This is a genomic window from Pseudaminobacter salicylatoxidans, from assembly GCF_003148475.1.
Taxonomy (GTDB): Bacteria; Pseudomonadota; Alphaproteobacteria; order Rhizobiales; family Rhizobiaceae; genus Pseudaminobacter; species Pseudaminobacter salicylatoxidans.
Genome location: NZ_QGGG01000002.1, coordinates 188,826 through 209,535, shown reverse-complemented (window position 1 = coordinate 209,535; position 20,710 = coordinate 188,826). Strand labels below are relative to the sequence as shown.

Annotated in this window: 18 protein-coding genes; 15 read left to right on the top strand and 3 right to left on the bottom strand. The window is 61.9% G+C overall.

The features are described 5' to 3' along the window. Positions 1–24: 24 nt before the first annotated feature. Genes lpxD through lpxB form a run of 5 tightly spaced genes read left to right on the top strand, consistent with a single transcriptional unit; the run spans position 25 to position 4,441 of the window. Entirely contained in the window at positions 25–1,068 is a 1,044-nt protein-coding gene (gene lpxD / locus C7441_RS03610) for a UDP-3-O-(3-hydroxymyristoyl)glucosamine N-acyltransferase (protein ID WP_026060655.1), read from the top strand. A gap of 6 nt (positions 1,069–1,074) precedes the next feature. Beyond that, positions 1,075–1,542 carry a 3-hydroxyacyl-ACP dehydratase FabZ gene (gene fabZ / locus C7441_RS03605; RefSeq protein WP_019173437.1) on the top strand — a complete coding sequence of 156 codons (468 nt, stop codon included), beginning with the start codon at positions 1,075–1,077 and terminating at the stop codon, positions 1,540–1,542. A 13-nt stretch (positions 1,543–1,555) separates the two neighbouring features. Then, positions 1,556–2,389, top strand: a complete 834-nt coding sequence (gene lpxA / locus C7441_RS03600) for an acyl-ACP--UDP-N-acetylglucosamine O-acyltransferase (protein WP_109611741.1) — start codon at positions 1,556–1,558, stop codon at positions 2,387–2,389. Beyond that, positions 2,364–3,266 carry an LpxI family protein gene (locus C7441_RS03595; protein ID WP_109611740.1) on the top strand — a complete coding sequence of 301 codons (903 nt, stop codon included), beginning with the start codon at positions 2,364–2,366 and terminating at the stop codon, positions 3,264–3,266. Before lpxA ends, C7441_RS03595 begins: the two co-directional genes overlap by 26 nt. Then, positions 3,263–4,441 carry a lipid-A-disaccharide synthase gene (gene lpxB, locus C7441_RS03590; protein WP_109611739.1) on the top strand — a complete coding sequence of 393 codons (1,179 nt, stop codon included), beginning with the start codon at positions 3,263–3,265 and terminating at the stop codon, positions 4,439–4,441. Before C7441_RS03595 ends, lpxB begins: the two co-directional genes overlap by 4 nt. Positions 4,442–4,495: 54 nt before the next feature. On the opposite strand, the gene gltA is transcribed toward lpxB, so the two are convergent. Then, complete coding sequence (gene gltA, locus C7441_RS03585) at positions 4,496–5,785, bottom strand: citrate synthase (protein WP_019173441.1); 1,290 nt, start codon at positions 5,783–5,785, stop codon at positions 4,496–4,498. Positions 5,786–5,967: 182 nt separating this feature from the next. After that, positions 5,968–7,389: a glutamate--tRNA ligase gene (gene gltX, locus C7441_RS03580; RefSeq protein ID WP_109611912.1), complete on the bottom strand. Its 1,422-nt coding sequence runs from the start codon at positions 7,387–7,389 to the stop codon at positions 5,968–5,970. A gap of 345 nt (positions 7,390–7,734) precedes the next feature. On the opposite strand from gltX, the gene C7441_RS03575 reads away from it, so the two are divergent. Beyond that, complete coding sequence (locus tag C7441_RS03575; protein WP_244916052.1) at positions 7,735–9,999, top strand: ComEC/Rec2 family competence protein; 2,265 nt, start codon at positions 7,735–7,737, stop codon at positions 9,997–9,999. A 33-nt stretch (positions 10,000–10,032) separates the two neighbouring features. On the opposite strand, the gene lexA is transcribed toward C7441_RS03575, so the two are convergent. Next, a complete protein-coding gene (lexA, locus tag C7441_RS03570; protein ID WP_109611737.1) occupies positions 10,033–10,752 on the bottom strand; it encodes a transcriptional repressor LexA in 720 nt (239 codons plus the stop codon). Between the two features lie 203 nt (positions 10,753–10,955). Here lexA and C7441_RS03565 point away from each other — a divergent pair, with 203 nt between their 5' ends. The 9 genes from C7441_RS03565 (at position 10,956) to lpdA (ending at position 20,642) form a co-directional block, all read left to right on the top strand. Further along, entirely contained in the window at positions 10,956–11,840 is an 885-nt protein-coding gene (locus tag C7441_RS03565; RefSeq protein ID WP_109611736.1) for a VOC family protein, read from the top strand. Continuing rightward, positions 11,837–12,673, top strand: a complete 837-nt coding sequence (gene kdsA / locus C7441_RS03560) for a 3-deoxy-8-phosphooctulonate synthase (RefSeq protein WP_109611735.1) — start codon at positions 11,837–11,839, stop codon at positions 12,671–12,673. The genes C7441_RS03565 and kdsA overlap by 4 nt, the downstream gene beginning before the upstream one ends. Before the next feature lie 95 nt (positions 12,674–12,768). Next, the gene (gene eno, locus C7441_RS03555) at positions 12,769–14,043 is read left to right on the top strand and encodes a phosphopyruvate hydratase (protein ID WP_109611734.1); all 1,275 of its coding nucleotides are present in this window, start codon (positions 12,769–12,771) and stop codon (positions 14,041–14,043) included. Positions 14,044–14,216: 173 nt separating this feature from the next. After that, the gene (locus C7441_RS03550; RefSeq protein ID WP_019173447.1) at positions 14,217–14,543 is read left to right on the top strand and encodes an FtsB family cell division protein; all 327 of its coding nucleotides are present in this window, start codon (positions 14,217–14,219) and stop codon (positions 14,541–14,543) included. Positions 14,544–14,715: 172 nt separating this feature from the next. Beyond that, positions 14,716–15,759, top strand: a complete 1,044-nt coding sequence (gene pdhA / locus C7441_RS03545) for a pyruvate dehydrogenase (acetyl-transferring) E1 component subunit alpha (RefSeq protein WP_026060656.1) — start codon at positions 14,716–14,718, stop codon at positions 15,757–15,759. 15 nt (positions 15,760–15,774) lie between these two features. Further along, positions 15,775–17,178, top strand: coding sequence for a pyruvate dehydrogenase complex E1 component subunit beta (locus C7441_RS03540; protein ID WP_109611733.1), 1,404 nt, complete (start codon positions 15,775–15,777; stop codon positions 17,176–17,178). 14 nt (positions 17,179–17,192) lie between these two features. Next, positions 17,193–18,533, top strand: a complete 1,341-nt coding sequence (locus C7441_RS03535) for a pyruvate dehydrogenase complex dihydrolipoamide acetyltransferase (protein WP_109611732.1) — start codon at positions 17,193–17,195, stop codon at positions 18,531–18,533. Between the two features lie 9 nt (positions 18,534–18,542). Continuing rightward, positions 18,543–19,181, top strand: coding sequence for an SGNH/GDSL hydrolase family protein (locus tag C7441_RS03530; RefSeq protein WP_109611731.1), 639 nt, complete (start codon positions 18,543–18,545; stop codon positions 19,179–19,181). 15 nt (positions 19,182–19,196) lie between these two features. After that, entirely contained in the window at positions 19,197–20,642 is a 1,446-nt protein-coding gene (lpdA, locus tag C7441_RS03525; protein WP_109611730.1) for a dihydrolipoyl dehydrogenase, read from the top strand. Positions 20,643–20,710: the final 68 nt, after the last annotated feature.

The following is a 20,710-nucleotide window of genomic DNA, read 5'->3' as shown; positions in this document are numbered from 1 at the left end:
TCGGCCCGGAAGGAAAAGGTGTACATGTCCGACCCGGTGTTCTTCGAGCCGTCGCGCCGCTATACGGCCCTTGAGATCGCGAACCTCACCGGTGCGGAGTTGCTCGACTCGCGCCATGAGCAGGCGAGTGTGGCAACTATCGCGCCGGCCAGAGACGGCACTTCCGATTCGCTTGTCTTCGTTGAGGGCAGGCGCAATGCCGGTTTGCTCGATGGATTGCGCGCGGCGGCGGTCCTGTGCACGCCCGACATAACAAGTCTGGTTCCTGCCGGGATTGCCATTCTGGTCACACAGAAGCCGCAGGCGGCGTTTGCGCAGGTCGCGCGGCTCATGTTTCCGACGGCGTCCAGGCCGCAGCCGATCACCGGAGAAACCGGCGTCTCGCCGGCCGCTTATGTTCACCCCACGGCAAAGCTGGAAGCCAACGTCATCGTCGAGCCCGGCGCTGTCATCGGCGCCAATGTAGCCATCGGCAGCGGTACGATCATTGCGCCGAACGCTGTTGTCGGGGTTTCGACCCAGATCGGTCGTGATTGTTTCATCGGCCCCAATGTCAATGTGCAGTGCGCCCTGATCGGAAACAGGGTGGTCATCCACAGTGGCGCCAGTGTGGGGCGTGAAGGATTTGGCTTTGTCGCAGGCGCGACCGGCCCCGAGCGCATCCCGCAGATCGGGCGCGTGGTCATCCAGGATAACGTCGAGATCGGCGCCAACACCACCGTGGATCGCGGCGCCATGGCCGATACCATTATCGGTGAAAGCAGCAAGATCGATAATCTTGTCCAGATCGCGCACAATGTGCGTATCGGGCGCGGCTGCGTTATTGCGGGGCAATGCGGCATCTCGGGCTCCGTCACGATCGGCGACTATGTGATGATGGGTGGCCGCGTCGGCCTTGCCGACCACCTGACCATCGGCAGCGGCGCCCGGCTGGCTGCGGCCAGCGGCTTCATGAACGACGTTCCGGCCGGCGAAGTCTGGGCGGGTCTGCCTGCACGGCCGATGATGGAATTCATGCGCGATGTTGCCGCTATCCGCAAACTTTCATCGAAGCCCAAGAAGGGGTGATCCTGTATGGCCGACACCGCCACATCCACGCTTGAAGCCATCGATATTCTCGGCCTGCTGAAGCTGTTGCCGCATCGTTATCCGCTGCTTCTGGTCGATCGCATCATCGACATCGATGCCGACAATTCCGCAATCGGTATCAAGAACGTCACCTTCAACGAGCCGCATTTCCAGGGGCATTTCCCCGAGCAGCCGGTGATGCCGGGCGTTCTCATCGTCGAGGCCATGGCGCAAACGGCGGGGGCCATCTGCATCAAGAGCCAGACCACCGACAAGCCGTCGCTCGTCTATTTCATGACGATCGATAACGCCAAGTTCAGGCGGCCTGTCGTTCCGGGCGACCAACTTCACATCCATGTGAAAAAGCTGAAAAAACGGGGCAATATCTGGCGTTTCGCTTGCGAAGCGCTGGTTGACGGCGCAAAGGCAGCGGAAGCCGAAATTTCGGCGATGATGTCGCCGCCCACGCCCTGATCAGCGAGACTTTATGCAAACAGAGACTTTCATTCATCCGTCCGCCGTTGTCGAAGACGGAGCGCAGCTCGGCGCCAATGTTCATGTCGGGCCGTTCTGTCATGTCGGGCCTGAGGTAAGCATTGGCGACGGTACGCGTCTCGTCAGTCATGTCGCTATTTCAGGCGCTACCACGATAGGTTCGGGCTGCAGCATCCATCCGCAGGCTGCGCTGGGCGGACCGCCGCAGAACAACGCCCACAAGGGCGGCCGCACCACGCTGACCATCGGCGACAACTGCACGATCCGTGAATATGTCACGATGCATGTCGGCACCGACAATGCCCGTGGCGCCACGACCATCGGCAGCAACTGCACCTTTCTGACCTACACCCATGTGGGCCACGATTGCGTGCTCGGCAACAATATAACGATGGCTGCCGGCGCCATGCTTGCCGGGCATGTAGAGCTTGGCGACAATGTCGGCATCGGTGGCCTGACCGGGGTGCATCAGTTCGTGCGTGTCGGCCGCGGCGCTTTTCTGGCCGGCGGCTCGATGGTCATCGGCGATGTGCTGCCTTTCACGCTCGCGATGGGCAACCGCGCCAAGCTGCGGGGCCTCAATGTCGTGGGCCTGCGTCGCTCGGGCATGACGAGAAGCGACATGCTGATCCTTCGTCGCGCATACAAGACGCTGTTCGACCGCAGTCGCCCGGTGAGCGAGAATATCGAAATCGCCCAGAGCGAGTTTGCCGGCTCCCCCATCGCCATGGAGATGGTCGATTTCATCAGGGACCGCGGCAAGCGTCTGTATACCGTTCCCCCGTTGAAAGGTGCCGTCGATGACGACGCCGACGACCAGGGCTGACCAGAAACTGCCGATCCAACTCACACCCGGCGACCGGGTGGGCATCGTGGCGGGAAGCGGAAAGCTGCCGATCAATGTGGCGGAGCGGCTGCTGGCCGCTGGCCACACACCTTTCGTGGCGCTGATCGAAGATGAGGCCGACCGCGATTCGGTACTCACGTCCTGCGAGCACGAAGTGCTGGCGCTGGAGAATTTCGCCGATCTCGTGCCGGTCATGCGCCGGCACAAGGTAACGCATATCGTGTTGGCGGGCGGGGTCGATCGCAGGCCAAACTGGCGCGCCATCCGGCCGAGCTTCACGCTTTTGCGTATATTGCCGAAAGCCATATCCGCCCTCGCGCGCGGTGATGACGGGCTCCTGCGCGTTCTGGTGCGCGGGCTGGAAGACTACGGGTTCAGGGTGGTCGGCGCGCATGAGGTTGTGCCGGACATTCTTGCACCGGAAGGGCTGATGACCCGCACCGCGCCGCTGAAAAGCGATCGACGTGATCTGGATGCCGCCCTGGAGGCGGCACTTGCCATCGGCAGGCTGGATATCGGGCAAGGTGCGGTCTCGATAGGCGGCCGGGTCATCGCGCTGGAGGGCATTGAAGGAACCGATTGCCTGCTTGCGCGCGTAGCCGACATGCGTGACCATGGCCGCCTCGCAGGCAAGAGGAGAGGGGTTCTGGTGAAATGCTCCAAGCCGGGGCAGGAAAAGCGCACGGATCTGCCGACCATAGGGCCAAAGACCATTGATGGCGCTTATGCAGCCGGTCTTGCCGGGATTGGCGTGGAAGCGGGCAGTTCGCTGGTCCTGGATTTCGGCCCGATGATCGAGCGCGCCGACGAACTCGGGATTTTCGTGATCGGCCTGCCAGCCGGGACGCATGAATGACGGGGACCAGGCCGCTGAAGATCGCAATCGTGGCGGGAGAGGAATCCGGCGACCTTCTGGGTGCTGATCTGGTTCGTGCCTTGCGGCACAAGACGGGCCGCGACGTTGAGCTTGTCGGTGTCGGCGGTCGCCATTTGCAGGCGCTGGGGCTGAACCCGCTTTTCGACGGTTCTGAAATCGCACTGATGGGCATCAGCGCGATCGTGCGGGATCTGCCGCGGCTGATCCGGCGAATTGGCGAAACGGCGCGGGCCATTGCCGATGCAAAACCCGACTGCCTCGTCACCATCGATAGTCCGGATTTCGCCCTGCGCGTGACGGCGAAGGTGCGCAAGCTGAACCCGGACATCCCGATCGTTCATTATGTCTGTCCCAGCGTCTGGGCATGGCGGCCCAGCCGCGCGAAGGCCATGCGGCCGCATGTCGACAGGGTGCTGTGCATCCTGCCATTCGAGGCGGCGGAGTTGGAAAGACTGGGTGGCCCCACGGGCACCTATGTCGGTCACAGGCTGGCGCAGGATCCAGGCGTCCTGTCCGCGGCCGCTGTTCAGTCGCAGCCGCGCGATTTGTCCGATGCCCGTGAAAAGACACTGCTGCTGCTGCCGGGTTCGCGTCGGGGAGAGGTCCGGCGGTTGCTGGAGCCGTTCGGACAGACGGTTGCCGCCCTGCGTGCGCGCGGCCACGCCCTGCGGCTGCTTTTGCCGACCGTCCCGCACATCGCCGAACTCGTAGAAGCAGGCATTGCCGGTTGGGACCAGAAGCCGGAGATCATACTGGAGCCAGCCCGCAAGTGGCAAGCTTTTGGCGAAGCGGATGCCGCCCTGATCGCATCCGGCACGGTGTCGCTCGAACTGGCGCTGTCGCGCGTGCCGATGGTGTCATGCTACAAGCTCGATTCCATCGCGCGAATGGCGCAGGGAATGGTGACGGTCTGGTCGGCCCTGCTGCCGAACCTGATCGCGGACCGGCCGATCGTCCCGGAATTCTATGACCGCTATGTACGGCCGCAAAACCTCGCGCGCCATATCGAGGCTCTGTTTGCCGATACCGATTATCGCGGCTGGCAGCGGGAAGGGTTCGGGGAGGTCGCGCGCCGCATGGCAACCACGCAGCCATCTGGCGAAATCGCCGCCGAGGCGGTGCTTGCCGAAATGGAAAAAGCCTCGACCAGATAACCATCATAAAAAAAGCGCCCGCGAAGGGCGCTTTTTCGTTGAAGGCAATTCCGATCAGCGCTTGGCGATCGGCACGTAGTCGCGTTCCGCATAGCCGGTGTAAAGCTGGCGCGGGCGGCCGATCTTCTGATGCGGATCCTCGATCATTTCCTTCCACTGCGCGATCCAGCCGACTGTGCGCGCAACGGCGAACAGCACGGTGAACATGGCGGTTGGGAATCCCAGCGCCTTCAGGGTGATGCCGGAATAGAAGTCGATGTTCGGATAGAGCTTCTTCTCGATGAAATACTCGTCGGTAAGAGCGATCTTCTCCAGTTCCATCGCAACGTCGAGCAGCGGATCGTCCTTGATGCCGAGTTCGCCCAGCACCTCATGCGTGGTCTTCTGCATGATCTTGGCGCGCGGATCGTAGTTCTTGTAGACCCGGTGGCCAAAGCCCATCAGGCGGAACGGATCGTTCTTGTCCTTGGCGCGGGCGATGAATTCGGGGATGCGATCGACAGTGCCGATTTCAGCCAGCATGTTCAGCGCAGCTTCATTGGCGCCGCCATGCGCGGGACCCCACAGGCAGGCGATGCCTGCGGCGATGCAGGCGAACGGGTTGGCGCCCGACGAACCGGCCAGACGCACGGTCGAGGTCGAGGCATTCTGCTCGTGGTCGGCGTGCAGGATGAAGATGCGCTCCATGGCGCGCGCCAGAACCGGATTGACCTTGTAGTCTTCGCACGGCACCGCAAAGCACATATGCAGGAAATTCGCGGCGAAGTTCAACTCGTTCTTGGGGTACACGAACGGCTGGCCGATATAATATTTATACGCCATCGCCGCGATGGTCGGCATCTTGGCGATCAGGCGGATCGAAGCGACCATGCGCTGATGCGGATCGGAAATGTCGGTCGAGTCGTGATAGAAGGCCGAGAGCGCGCCGACGACGCCGCACATCACCGCCATGGGGTGTGCGTCGCGGCGGAAGCCGGAGAAGAAGCGCGGCAGCTGCTCGTGCACCATGGTGTGGCGCGTGACGCGTTGGTCGAAATCTTCCTTCTGCGCCTTGGTCGGCAGCTCGCCATAGAGCAGCAGGTAGCAGACTTCCAGGAAGTCGCCATGCTCGGCGAGCTGGTCAATCGGATAGCCGCGATGAAGCAGAACGCCAGCGTCGCCGTCGATATAGGTGATCTCCGATTCACAGCTTGCGGTCGAGGTGAAGCCAGGATCGTAGGTGAAAGCACCCGTGTCCTTGTAGAGCGCTCCGATGTCGATGACATCTGGTCCGACCGAGCCACTTCGCACTTTGAATTCGTGGGTTTTACCAGCAAATTCCAGCTTGGCTGTAGAATCGGTCATTGCAAATTTCCTTTGTTTTCTGTCCCACGAAACGGCGGGCCCCACGCTTCAATGCCAGAAATCCGGCATTCGAAATGCGGGTTTTTGCTAACGCATTTCCCGGTGCCTGCCAAGTTCTGCAATCGGCTTATGTTGCACCGCAGCAGGCTTGTTGCAATGCCAATCGAGAGGGCCGCGACAGGTTAATCGATTTGATCGGAAATGCGCGCGAGGCTTTCTTCGCGACCGAGAACGGCGAGCACGTCGAACACACCGGGCGAGGTGCTGCGCCCCGTCAAAGCCGCGCGCAGCGGCTGCGCCACGGCCCCCAGCTTGACCTCGCTGCGGATTGCAAATTCGCGGATTGCGGCTTCGGTCGAGGCCGCCGACCAATCATTCACATTCTTGAGGGCATCGAATGCGCCCGAAAGCACGGTGTGGGGTTTTTCACCGACCAGCGATGCCGCCTTTTCGTCGAGCGACAGCGGGCGCCGGGCGAACAGGAAGGCCGCACCATCGGCAAGCTCGATCAACGTCTTGGCGCGCTCCTTGAGGCCCGGCAACGCGGCAAGAAGCTGGGCTTTCGTGTTCTCGTTCAGCCCGGCAATTATCGGGGCGCCGTTTTCCAGATGGGGCAGGGTGGCGATGAAGATGTCGAACAGTTCGGCATCGTCCATCTTGCGCATATACAGGCCGTTCAACGCTTCCAGCTTCTGGAAGTCGAAGCGTGATGCGCCCTTGTTGACATCGACGATGTCGAACCAGCGGATCATGTCCTCGACCGACATCACCTCATCGTCGCCATGGCTCCAGCCCAAGCGCGCCAGATAGTTGAGCAGTGCCTCCGGCAGGTAGCCCATGGCGCGATAGGCCTCGACGCCGAGCGCACCATGCCGCTTGGAGAGCTTGGCGCCGTCGGCGCCATGGATCAGCGGAATATGCGCCATCTGCGGCACGTTCCAGCCCATCGCGTTATAAATGACGGTCTGGCGCGCGGCGTTGGTCAGATGGTCGTCGCCGCGAATGATGTGGGTGACGCCCATGTCGTGATCGTCCACCACCACGGCATGCATATAGGTAGGATTGCCGTCGGAGCGCAGGATGATGAAGTCGTCCAGATCCTTGTTAGGAAAACGGACTTCGCCCTGCACGCTGTCGCGAACCACGGTTTCACCTTCGGTCGGGGCCTTGATGCGGATGGCCGGCTTGACGCCGGCCGGAGCCTCGGACGCATCGCGGTCACGCCAGCGGCCATCGTAGCGCGGCGGGCGGCCTTCGGCGCGCGCCTTCTCACGCATCTCGTTCAGTTCCTCAGGCGTGGCATAGCAATAATAGGCCTTGCCCATCCGCACCAGTTCCTCGGCGACCTCGCGATGACGCGGCGCACGCTCGAACTGCGAAACTGGCTCGCCCTCCCAGGTAAGGCCAAGCCAGCGGAGACCGTCGAGGATCGCGGCCGTTGCGGCTTCCGTCGAGCGCTCGCGGTCGGTGTCCTCGATGCGCAGCAACATCGCGCCGCCGGTGTGGCGGGCGTAGAGCCAGTTGAACAGCGCGGTGCGGGCGCCGCCAATGTGCAGGAAACCGGTGGGTGAGGGGGCGAAACGGGTTACGACTTTGTCGGACATGGTGGTTCCAGGTGGAAGAAACGGGTTCGCGCTGTCAAAGCGGCGGCGCATGGAAATTCGGTAGCGTTCATGTAGCATAGAGCGTCTAGGGCGCAAGGGGCTGGGCCTGTCGCTGACGGAGGTTGGGGAGACGACCCGGCTCGAAAAAGGGGGGCTTGCATGACGCGCGATCAGGCGTCGGGCGAGGTAAGTGAGCGGGAGCTTTTCGCGCCCGAAGCCGCTCTCGTGCCTGCCCGACCTGAGTCGCTGCCGGTTCCCGACGCAATCCCGCGCAGTCCGCCGTCGGTTTTTCGTCCTCACATCATTGCCGGCGTGCTTCTGCCAAAAATGGCCCGAGCCTGCCGCATGTTTTCTCGCGCCGTGACAGCCGCGCTGGCGCTCGAACTGGATCGCGGCACGCCCTTCCTGTTCGTTCCGGTCTTCCTCGGTCTCGGCGCTGTCCTTTATTACGGATTTCCATATGAGCCGGCCTTCCAGCCGATGATTGGCGGAACCCTGGTGATAGCTCTGCTTCTGCGGCTGGTGCCGGCGCGGCATCAGATGACACGCTTAATGGCAACGGCCGTGTTGGTGTGCCTGCTTGGGGGGCTGGTGGCCAAGGTGGAGACCTGGCGCGCGGGCACTGCCATGCTCGGCGGCGAGATTTCCACGAGACTGACCGGGCGTGTCGTTGAAATCGACCATATGGCCAATGGGCGTGTGCGGCTGACGATCGACGTGGTGGCGACTGCGAAACCCAAACTGCGCTACGCACCAGAGCGCGTACGCGTCTCGGCGCGGAAAATCCCGCCCGCGCTCATGGTGGGGTCCCAGATCGAGGGCGCGGTGCGGTTGATGCCGCCATCGGGGCCGGTCCGACCCGAAAGCTATGATTTTTCGTTCAGGAGCTATTTCGATGGCATCGGCGCAAGCGGCTTCTTCCTGACCGGGCCGACATTATCGGCCGGAGCGGAGGCGCTGTCGGCAAATACGAAATTCTTCAACGGCGTGGAAAACCTCCGCAACGCTATCGCCGACCGGATACGAGTGCATATCGGCGGACCCGAAGGGGAAATCGCGGCTGCCCTTGTGGTGGGCATCCGCGCCGGAATTCCCGAAGACATCAATGAAGCGATGCGGCGCACCGGCATCTATCACATCATCTCCATTTCAGGACTGCACATGGCGCTGGTCGCTGGAACCGTGATGAGCCTGTTGCGCGTGATGCTTGCGCTGTTTCCGGGGTTTGCCTCCCGTCACCCGGTCAAGAAATATGCAGCCGGTGCGGCCTTGCTGGCGATTGCCGGCTATCTTTTCATTTCGGGGGGAGAGGTGGCTGCGCAGCGAAGCTTTCTCATGCTGGCCATCATGCTGACCGCCTTGCTGTTCGACCGTGGCGCGCTGACGACGCGCAATCTGGCGATTTCGGCGCTCGTCATTATCGTGATCTCGCCGCATGAGGTTGTCGGGCCGAGCTTCCAGATGTCGTTTGCGGCGACTGCTGCGCTGGTCGCGGCCTATGCGATGTGGTCGCAGCGTCGCCACGCCCGCAAGCGCGCGCCGCCTGCAGGCACCCGATCCCTGCCCTTGGCGATACTGCACAAGGGGCTCGGCGCGATCGGCGCGCTGTTGATGACCTCGCTGGTCGCCGGCCTCGCGACGACTGCCTTCGGCGCCTACCACTTCCAGCGTGTTTCCCCGCTCAGCCTGATCGCGAACCTCGCCGTGATGCCGAGCGTCTCCCTTCTTGTGATGCCTTTCGGCGTTCTGGGCTCGCTCGCCATGCCGCTGGGGCTCGATGCGCCGTTCTTCTATGTGATGGGCAAGGGCCTGACCATCATGATCGCCGTGTCCCAGTGGATTTCGGAACGTTCGCCGATCGACGGCATCGGTCTCATCTCATTGCAGTCGCTTATCCTGCTTACGATTGCGCTGGTCGTTGCCACCATGACGACGACATGGTTGCGGATTCTGGCGGTGCCCTTCGCCCTTGCCGGCCTCATCACGCTCACAGATGTGCGCACTCCCGACGTTCTTGTCTCCGAAGATGGCAGGCTGGTCGGTGTCGCCATCGGTGGGGAAGAACTGGCCGTGAACAGACCGCGGCCGAACACCTTCACAATCGAAGACTGGAAGCGTGCACTGCGGACGGAGAAAATCGTTGGGCCGATAGACAGCATGAAGGCGGGGAACCGCACACCTTCCGCGGGCGGCTTCGATTGCCATGACGGGCTATGCATTGCCGAGCACGGTTCCGGGGCGATCATTGTTCATGCGATGAACAGGAACATCGCGCGCCAAGCCTGCGACTATGCCAGCCTTATCGTGGTCGACGATGCCACGGTCAAAAATGTCTGTGCGGCCGATCCGCCCCTGATCGTCACGAAACGCGAACTGGCGAAATTCGGAAGTGCCGCAATCTACCTTTCGCCGGAAGGTCAAAAAGCCGAGATTCGTTTCGCACTGAGCGAGCCTTATCGGCCCTGGCATATGCAGCGTCAGTTTTCACGCGAAGCGCGCGGCAAGCCGCCTTACAAGCAAAAACCGTCGCTCGCTAAAAAGAACGTTCAAACACGATACCGGACACCCAGATCGCAACAAGCGACTACCAAACATATGACCGGCGACTGAAGCGCCGGCCGGCAACCGGGGGATAACCGGCACTTAGTAGCGACGGATAAGGCCGACCAGTCTGCCTTGAACCTTGACCCGGTCCGGGCCAAAGATACGGGTCTCATAGGCGGGATTGGCCGCTTCGAGCGCAATGGACGCACCCTTGCGCCGGAAACGCTTCAGCGTTGCTTCCTCGTCATCCACCAGCGCCACCACGATCTCGCCCGGATTGGCGGTGTTGGCATTGCGGATGATGACCGTATCGCCATCGAAAATGCCGGCCTCGATCATCGAATCGCCCTTCACCTCAAGCGCATAATGCTCACCGCCCATGATCATTTCCGGTGGCACAGAGATGGAGTGCGTCCTGTGCTGTATTGCATCGATCGGCACGCCTGCGGCGATGCGGCCCATGACCGGTATGGAGACGGCACTGGCTGCATCGTCATTGCCGGCCATGGGAGCTCGGGCGGGTTCGGGCGCGCGCCGCCCAAGGCTGCCTTCAATGACGCTTGGCGAGAATCTGGCGCGTTGCGGAGCAAGGCCGGGCGCGATCGAATCGGGCAGGCGCAGTACTTCCAGCGCGCGCGCGCGGTTCGGCAACCTGCGGATGAAACCGCGCTCTTCCAGTGCGGTGATCAGGCGATGGATGCCGGATTTTGAGGCAAGGTCCAGCGCTTCCTTCATCTCATCGAATGATGGGGGAATACCGGTTTCCTTCAACCGCTCGTGGATGAAGAGAAGCAATTCATGTTGTTTGCGCGTCAGCATCGCCAGCCCCTCAGAATCGGCCCCAAAACAAACCCAGAACAAACACTATCTGTTCCAGTTGTGTTCCGCAACCGTTTAAATATTAATGAATTTGTTGAGGGAGACGAAAGCAGTTTCGGCCGGTTGACGCGGGCCGGGGCGGGTCAGGCAAGAGAGTGCCCCACGCTTGTACCTGCACGAAATTTGGTGCACATGGCGGGCAGATGAACACAGCTACGCAACGTCCTCTCGATCATCTCGTCATGCCCACGGCCAGCCTTGGCGGTGCGCGCGAGAGGCTTGCTGCACTCGGCTTCACGGTGGCCCCCACGGGCATCCATCCGTTCGGAACCGAGAATGTCTGCGTCTATTTTTCTGACGACACCTTTTTGGAATCGCTGGCGGCCGGAGATCGCGACAGGATGGACGCGGCCGTAAAGGCCGGAAACGCCTTTGTGGCGCGTGACAGGCAATTCCGGGCCCGCAACGGGCAGGAAGGCTTTTCCGCAGCGGTCTTCGCCACGAAAAATGCCGATGACGATCATGCAGCCTTTGTTCGCGCGGGCATTTCTGCGGGTGACAGGCTGGATTTCTCGCGGCCGTTTGTTGACGCTTCAGGCAAGGCGGATGAAGCCTCGTTTCGGCTCGCTTTTGCAGCAGAGGCAGACGAACCGGAGGCGTTTTTCTTCACCTGCGAGCGCGCCAATGTCCCGCAGGTTGACCGTTCGGCCCTGCAGGCGCATTCCAATGGCGCGCAACGCATTGCTGCTGTGGTGGCCAGTGCGGCAGACCCAGCCGGCCATGCGCGCTTCTTCGAGGCAGTCACGAATGCCCCGTCGGAAGTTTTCGGCAGCAAGATCCGGATAAAATTACCCAATGCCAATATAGACTTGCTCGGCCCGGATGCCTTCGCAAATGAATTCGGGCCGGATATTCCCGCGAGCGGTGCTCTCCGGCTTGCCGCTGTCATATTCGGCCTTCGCGATCTTACGCAGGCTCAACGTCATCTTGCCGCCACCGGCATCCACTATCACCGCCACGGCCAACGCCTGATTGTGCCGCCCGCACCGGGCCAGGGCGCATTTTTCGCTTTCGAGGAGTTTTCATGACCACGCCGAACTCGACAGTTACTGTCGGCAATGTCGTTTTCGACAACAGGGCGCCGCTGGCGCTGATCGCCGGCCCTTGCCAGCTCGAGTCGCGCCAGCACGCTTTCGATATGGCGGGCGCGCTGAAGGAGCTGACGACAAGGCTGGGCATCGGGCTTGTCTACAAGTCGAGCTTCGACAAGGCGAACCGCACCTCGCTGGGCGCGACACGAGGTGCAGGCCTGGAGGCGGCGCTGCCTGTCTTTGCCGATCTGCGCAAGGAATTCGGCATTCCGGTTCTGACCGATGTCCACACCGAAGAGCAGTGCGCGATCGTCGGCGAAGTGGTCGATGTGCTGCAAATCCCGGCTTTCATGAGCAGGCAGACGGACCTGCTTGTGGCCGCGGCGAAGACCGGCAAGATCGTCAACGTGAAGAAGGGACAGTTTCTTGCTCCCTGGGACATGAAAAATGTGATCGGCAAGGTCACGGGCTCCGGCAACGCAAATGTGCTGGTCACCGAACGCGGCGCCTCCTTCGGCTACAACACGCTGGTGTCGGATATGCGCGCATTGCCGATCATGGCGGACATGGGCGCGCCGGTGATTTTCGACGCAACCCATTCGGTGCAGCAGCCGGGCGGGCAGGGCGGTTCGTCGGGTGGCGAGCGGCGTTTCGTGAAGACCCTGGCATCCGCCGCGGTTGCGGTCGGGGTAGCCGGCGTCTTCATTGAAACGCATGAGGATCCCGACAATTCGACGTCGTCGGACGGCCCCAACATGGTGCCGCTGAAGGATATGCCTGCGCTTCTGGAAAAGCTGATCGCGCTCGACCGCGTCGCCAAGTCGGGTTGAGCCGGCGCTGCCGCCGGCCAAGCGTTCCGCATTGCGTTTTCATCGCCTTTCGCTAAGAGGGCACGATCTTTTTCCGTCATCCGAGGGACACTGCAATGACCGCCATCATCGAAATCATCGGCCGCGAAATTCTCGACAGCCGCGGCAATCCGACCGTGGAAGTGGACGTGGTTCTGGAAGACGGCTCGATGGGTCGCGCGGCGGTTCCGTCCGGCGCCTCCACCGGCGCGCATGAAGCGGTCGAACTGCGCGACGGCGGCCCGCGCTATCTGGGCAAGGGCGTCGAGCGCGCGGTCGAGGCGGTCAATGGCGAGATTTTCGAGGCGCTCGGCGGCATGGAAGCGGAGCATCAGATCGAGATCGATCAGACGATGATCGACCTCGATGGCACCGCCAACAAGAGCCGGCTGGGTGCCAATGCCACCCTCGGCGTTTCGCTTGCTGTCGCCAAGGCTGCGGCAGTGGCTTCCAACCTGCCGCTCTATCGTTATGTGGGCGGCGTCAACGCCCGCGTGCTGCCCGTGCCGATGATGAACATCATCAATGGCGGGGCCCATGCCGACAACCCGATCGATTTCCAGGAATTCATGATCATGCCGCTTGGCGCGCCCTCGCTGCGCGATGCGGTTCGCTGGGGTTCGGAAATCTTCCACACCCTGAAGAAGGGTTTGAAGGATGCCGGGCACAACACCAATGTCGGCGACGAGGGCGGTTTCGCGCCGAACCTGAAGAGCGCGCAGGCCGCGCTCGACTTCGTCATGCAGTCGATCGAGAAGGCCGGTTACAAGCCCGGCGAGGATGTTGCGATTGCGTTGGATTGCGCCGCGACCGAATTCTTCAAGGACGGTTCCTACGTCTATGAAGGCGAGAAGAAGACCCGCGATCCCAAGACCCAGGCCAGGTATCTGGCCAAACTGGTGGCCGATTATCCGATCGTTTCCATCGAGGACGGCATGGCAGAGGACGATTGGGATGGCTGGAAGATCCTGACCGACCTCGTTGGCAGCAAGGCGCAGCTCGTCGGCGACGATCTCTTCGTCACCAATTCGGCGCGCCTGCGCGACGGCATCCGCATGGGCGTTGCCAATTCGATCCTGGTCAAGGTCAACCAGATCGGCACGCTGACCGAGACGCTTGACGCGGTCGAGACCGCGCACAAGGCAGCCTACACCGCCGTCATGTCCCATCGTTCGGGCGAGACGGAAGATTCCACCATCGCCGATCTGGCTGTCGCCACCAATTGCGGGCAGATCAAGACCGGCTCGCTGGCGCGCTCCGACCGCACCGCCAAGTACAACCAACTCATCCGCATCGAGGAAGAGCTGGGCAAGCAGGCGCGTTACGCCGGCCGCTCGATCCTGAAAGGCTGACGGCAGGCCGACTCATCATCTGAGGGCGAAATCTGAAACGCGGGCGGGGAAACCTGCCCGCGTTTTCTTTGCGCAGGCTTACGCATCGCGCTTTCCGGTTTGCTGAATTCCAGCGCTCGTAACCGGACATTAAGCATGATGGCGCAAAACAATCCCTATAAGGGAAATGCGCCATGTGGACACGTCAGCATCGAGAGAGAAACACCGGCCGGTTCATCGTGCCGAGCCTTGCCATTCTGGTTCTCTCCTATTTCGGTTTCCATGCCTATCACGGCGAGCTTGGCATCTATTCCAAGTACCAGCTTCAGGCGCGCGCGGCGGATTTGCAGGCGCAGCTTGATACGATAAGATCGCAGCGCGTCGAGCTTGAGCGGCGTGTTCAGCTTCTGCATGACGGTACTTTGGAAAAGGATATGCTGGACGAGCAGGCCCGCAAGGCGCTGAATCTGTCTCATTCGGATGAGGTTACGATCATCCGCTCGTCGGATTGGACGAATTAACCAGAGCCCGGTTAATCGTAAATATTATCAATGATTGCAGGCATTTAGCTGCATGCCTGCCATGCATTTTCCGCATGGCGAAAGGCTGCGTAGCGTGATAGCTTCACTCTCAATCGGAAGGGGCGTGCGCTCCTTCCAATGTCCGGAAAGAGACATTGTCAGGGAGTGTTGCATGGCTTCTGCCGCCAGGAAGGCGTCCGCGAAATCCAGAGCGGACGGTAAACCCAGTTCAGCGCCAATGGCGCCCAAGCCCGCGGAATTCACCAAGGACCAGGATCTCAAGGCCTACCGCGACATGCTGTTGATTCGGCGCTTCGAAGAGAAGGCCGGTCAGCTCTACGGCATGGGGTTCATCGGTGGCTTCTGTCACCTCTATATCGGCCAGGAGGCCGTCGTCACCGGTATGCAGATGTCGCTGCGTGAAGGTGACCAGATGATCACCGCCTATCGTGATCATGGTCATATGCTTGCGATGGACATGTCGCCGCGTGGTGTGATGGCCGAGCTGACCGGGCGCCGTGGAGGCTACTCCAAGGGCAAGGGCGGCTCCATGCACATGTTCTCCAAGGAGAAGAATTTCTATGGTGGCCACGGCATCGTCGGCGCGCAGGTGTCGCTTGGCACCGGCCTGGCATTCGCCAATCGCTACCGCGGGAACGACAATGTCACCCTGACCTATTTCGGCGATGGTGCCGCCAACCAGGGCCAGGTCTACGAAAGCTTCAACATGGCCTCGCTGTGGAAGCTGCCGGTGATCTACATCATCGAGAACAACCGCTACGCCATGGGCACCTCCGTCACGCGCTCGTCGGCCGAGACCGATTTTTCGCAGCGCGGGTCATCGTTCAAGATTCCGGGCATTCAGATCGATGGCATGGATGTGCGCGCGGTGAAGGCAGCCGGAGACCTTGCCACCGAATGGTGCCGCTCGGGCAAGGGCCCGATCATCCTCGAGATGCTGACCTACCGCTATCGCGGCCACTCGATGTCCGACCCGGCCAAGTACCGGTCGAAGGAGGAAGTGCAGAAGATGCGCTCCGAGCACGACCCGATCGAGCAGGTGAAGGCGCGTCTGCTGGACAAGAAGTGGGCGAGCGAGGACGATCTCAAGGCCATCGACAGGGAAGTGCGCGACATCGTCGCCGATTCCGCGGAGTTCGCGCAGACCGATCCCGAGCCGGATGTATCCGAGCTCTACACCGACATCTTGCTGTAAGGGGAGGGCAGAGACATGCCGATCGAAATTCTCATGCCCGCGCTCTCGCCGACCATGGAAGAGGGCAACCTTGCCAAATGGCTCAAGAATGAAGGTGACAAGGTCGCGCCCGGCGACGTGATCGCTGAAATCGAAACCGACAAGGCGACCATGGAAGTCGAAGCCGTAGACGAAGGTACGCTTGGAAAGATCCTGATTCCCGCCGGCAGCGAAGGCGTCAAGGTAAACACGCCGATCGCCGTGCTGCTGGGAGAAGGCGAAAGCGCCGAAGACGTGGCCAAGGCGGCTCCCGCTGCCTCGTCGGCAGCTAAGAATGAGCCCGAAATTCCGGCGCCTGCGTCGGCCCAGGTCGATGGGGCCGGCAAAGGCGCAGCGGTTCCCGCCGCACCCAAGGTCGAAGTCGCTGCCGATCCCGACATTCCGGCCGGTACCGAAATGGTCTCCATGACGGTTCGCGAGGCGCTGCGCGACGCGATGGCCGAAGAGATGCGCCGCGACGAGGACGTCTTCGTCATGGGCGAGGAAGTCGCCGAATATCAGGGCGCCTACAAGATCACGCAGGGCTTGTTGCAGGAGTTCGGCGCCCGCCGCGTGGTCGATACGCCAATTACCGAGCACGGCTTTGCCGGCGTCGGCGTCGGCGCGGCGATGGCCGGGCTGAAGCCGATCGTCGAATTCATGACGTTCAACTTCGCCATGCAGGCGATCGACCAGATCGTCAATTCGGCCGCCAAGACGCTGTATATGTCCGGCGGCCAGATGGGTGCGCCGATCGTGTTCCGCGGCCCCAACGGCGCGGCCGCCCGCGTCGCCGCCCAGCATTCGCAGTGCTACGCGGCCTGGTACAGCCATATTCCCGGCCTCAAGGTCGTGATGCCTTACACGGCAGCCGACGCCAAGGGTCTGCTCAAGGCCGCGATCCGCGATCCCAACCCGGTGATCTTCCTCGAGAACGAAATCCTCTACAGCCATTCCTTCGATGTGCCGAAGCTGGATGATTTCGTGCTGCCGATCGGTAAGGCGCGTATCCACAAGCAGGGCAAGGACGTCACCATCGTGTCCTTCGGCATCGGCATGACCTATGTGCTGAAGGCCGAGGCCGAGTTGCGCGAGATGGGCATCGACGCCGAGATCATCGACCTGCGCACCATCCGTCCACTCGATTACGACACGATCATTGAATCGGTGAAGAAGACCAACCGGCTGGTGGTCGTAGAAGAGGGCTTTCCGCAGAATTCGATCGGCGACCATATCGCCAATCAGGTTTCGCAGCGCGCTTTCGATCATCTGGATGCGCCGGTCATCACCATCGCCGGCAAGGACGTGCCGATGCCTTACGCCGCCAATCTCGAGAAGCTCGCATTGCCGAGCGTTGACGAGGTGGTCGAGGCCGTCAAAGCCGTCACCTATCGCGGCTGAGGGAGGGCGCGCATATGCCGATCAACATAACAATGCCCGCCCTTTCGCCCACGATGGAAGAGGGCAACCTCGCCAAGTGGCTGGTCAAGGAAGGCGACCAGGTTTCGCCCGGTGACGTGATCGCCGAGATCGAGACCGACAAGGCAACGATGGAAGTCGAAGCCGTCGATGAAGGCACGGTCGCCAAACTGGTCGTCCCGGCCGGTACGGAGGGCGTCAAGGTCAACGCCGTGATCGCCATTCTGGCGGGCGAGGGCGAAGATGCCGGCGCGGCTGCCAAGGCTGGCGGCGACGCGCCGAAGGCAGAGGTCGCAGCGCCCGCCCCGGCAAAGGTCGAGGAAGCCAAGCCGCAGCCTGCGCCGGTCGCCCAAGTTGCGCGGGCCGTCGTGGCGAATGGGAAGCCGGCCTCTCAGGAAGGACGCATGTTCGCCTCACCGCTGGCGCGGCGCATTGCCAAGGATGCCGGCGTCGATATTGCCGCCATTAAGGGCACTGGTCCTCGTGGCCGCGTGGTGAAGGCGGATGTGGAAACGGCAATCGCAGGCGGCGGCGCAAAGGCAGCGCCGTCTGTCGCGCCAGCAGCCACGGCGCCGGCGCCGAAGGCCATGTCCGACGAGCAGGTGTTGAAACTGTTCGAGGAAGGCTCCTACGAGCTCATCCCGCATGACGGGATGCGCAAGACCATCGCCCGCCGCCTGGTCGAGGCCAAGTCCACCATCCCGCATTTCTACCTGACGCTGGATTGCGAGATCGACGCATTGCTGGCGCTGCGCACGCAGCTCAACGCGGCCGCGCCGACCCGCAAGACGGACAAAGGCGACGTGCCGGCCTACAAGCTGTCGGTCAACGACATGATCATCAAGGCGATGGCGCTTGCCTTGCGCGACGTGCCGACCGCCAATGTATCATGGACCGAAAGCGCCATGGTGCAGCACAAGCACTCGGATGTGGGCGTTGCCGTCTCCATTCCGGGCGGCCTCATCACCCCGATCGTGCGCAAGGCCGACGAAAAGAGCCTCTCCACCATCTCCAACGAGATGAAGGACCTCGCCGCGCGTGCGCGTGAACGCAAGCTCAAGCCGGAAGAATATCAGGGCGGCACCACGGCGGTATCGAACCTCGGTATGTTCGGCATCAAGGACTTTGCCGCCGTCATCAATCCTCCACATGCGACCATTCTGGCGGTGGGAGCCGGTGAGGAGCGGGCCGTGGTGAAGAATGGCGAGATCAGAATAGGCAACGTGATGTCCGTCACGCTGTCGACTGACCATCGCGCAGTTGACGGCGCGCTCGGAGCCGAGCTTCTGGCGGCCTTCAAGCGCTACATCGAAAACCCGATGGGCATGCTGGTCTAGGAGCGGCGCTTGAAGACCGTCCTCTGCTACGGCGACTCGCTGACCTGGGGCTACAACGCCGAGGGTCCTTCGCGCCATGCGCTGGAGGACAGGTGGCCGAGCGTGTTGCAAGCGGAACTCAGCGATGGCGTTCGCGTCATCGCTGACGGCCTCAATGGTCGCACGACCGCCTTCGACGATCACACGGCGGGGGAAGATCGCAATGGCGCGCGCGTGCTGCCGACCTTGCTCGGCACGCACTCGCCGCTCGATCTGGTAATCATCCTGCTCGGCTCCAACGACATGAAGCCATGGGTCCACGGCAACCCATTCGCGGCCAGGCAAGGCATGGCGCGCCTGTTGAAGATCGTGCGCGGCCATGCCTATCCGCTCGACGCTGCCGCGCCGGAGATTTTGCTCGTCTCGCCGCCGCAGCTTACGCGCACCCGGAACATCGAGTTCGCGGAAATGTTCGCGGGCGGTGACAAGGGTTCGCAGAAGCTGGCGGAACTTTATGCCGGGTTGGCGGACGAAACCGGTTGCGGTTTCTTCGATGCCGGCTCGGTTGCAGTCACAACGCCGCTCGATGGTGTCCATCTCGACGCGGAAAATACGCGCAAAATTGGCGAAGCGCTCGCGCCCTTGGCGCGGGTCATGCTCGCGCTCTGATTTCAGGAGAAGATTGTGGCCGAAAATTACGACGTCATCATCATCGGCTCGGGTCCCGGCGGTTATGTCACGGCCGTGCGCTCGGCGCAGCTTGGCTTCAAGACGGCGATCGTCGAGCGCGAGCATCTGGGCGGCATCTGCCTGAACTGGGGTTGCATTCCCACCAAGGCGCTGCTGCGTTCGGCCGAAATCCTCCATTATGCCGAACATGCCGACAGATATGGCGTGAAGATCGAGGGTTCGGTGAGCCCCGATCTCAAGGCCATTGTCGATCGCTCGCGCGGCGTTTCGGGGCGCCTGAACGGCGGTGTCGGCTTCCTGATGAAGAAGAACAAGGTCGATGTGATCTGGGGGGAGGCCAGGCTTTCCAAGCCAGGCGAGATCGTCGTCTCGAAAACCTCGAAGAAGCCCATGGAGCCGCAGCACCCGCTGCCCAAGAGCGTCAAGGGCGAGGGCACATATACGGCCAAGCACATCATCCTGGCCACCGGCGCACGCCCCCGCGCGTTGCCCGGCATTGAGCCGGACGGCAAGCTGATCTGGACCTATTTCGAGGCCATGGTGCCGCTAGAAAAGCCCAAGTCGCTGCTCGTCATGGGCTCGGGCGCCATCGGCATCGAGTTTGCCAGCTTCTACCGCACGCTCGGCGTGGACGTGACCGTGGTCGAGGTCATGCCCGCCGTAATGCCGGTCGAGGATGCCGAAGTCTCGGCCTTCGCCAAAAAGCAATTCGAGAAGCAGGGCATGAAGATCCTGCTGGAAGCCAAGGTGACCAAGGTCGAGAAGGGCGCGAACTCCATTACCGCCCATGTCGAAATGAAGGACGGCAAGGTTGAGAAAATCACCGCCGACCGCATGATTTCGGCCGTCGGTGTGCAGGGCAATATCGAAAATCTCGGCCTTGAGGCGCTCGGCGTGAAGACGGATCGCGGCTGCGTCGTCATCGATGGCTATGGCCGCACCAATGTTCCCGGCCTCTATGCCATCGGCGACGTCGCCGGCCCGCCCATGCTGGCCCACAAGGCCGAACATGAGGGCGTTATCTGCATCGAGAAGATCGCCAATCTTCCGGGCGTTCACGCGCTCGACAAGCTGAAAATCCCCGGGTGCACCTATTGCAACCCACAGGTTGCTTCGGTCGGGCTCACCGAGGCCAAGGCCAGGGAAGCCGGTTACGACATCCGCGTCGGCCGCTTCCAGTTCGGCGCAAACGGCAAGGCCATCGCGCTCGGCGAGGACCAGGGTTTCATCAAGACGATTTTCGACAAGAAGACCGGCCAGCTTCTCGGCGCGCATATGATCGGCGCCGAAGTCACCGAACTGATCGAAGGCTTCGTGGTTGCGATGAACCTCGAAACCACCGAGGAAGAGCTGATGCATTCGGTCTTCCCGCATCCGACGCTGTCGGAGATGATGAAGGAAAGCGTTCTCGACGCTTATGGCCGCGCGCTGAACGCATGACGGGCAATGCCGGCGCGGGCTGTTGTTTCCGCGCCGGCTGGCTTATATGGGCTGATGAACGGGATCGC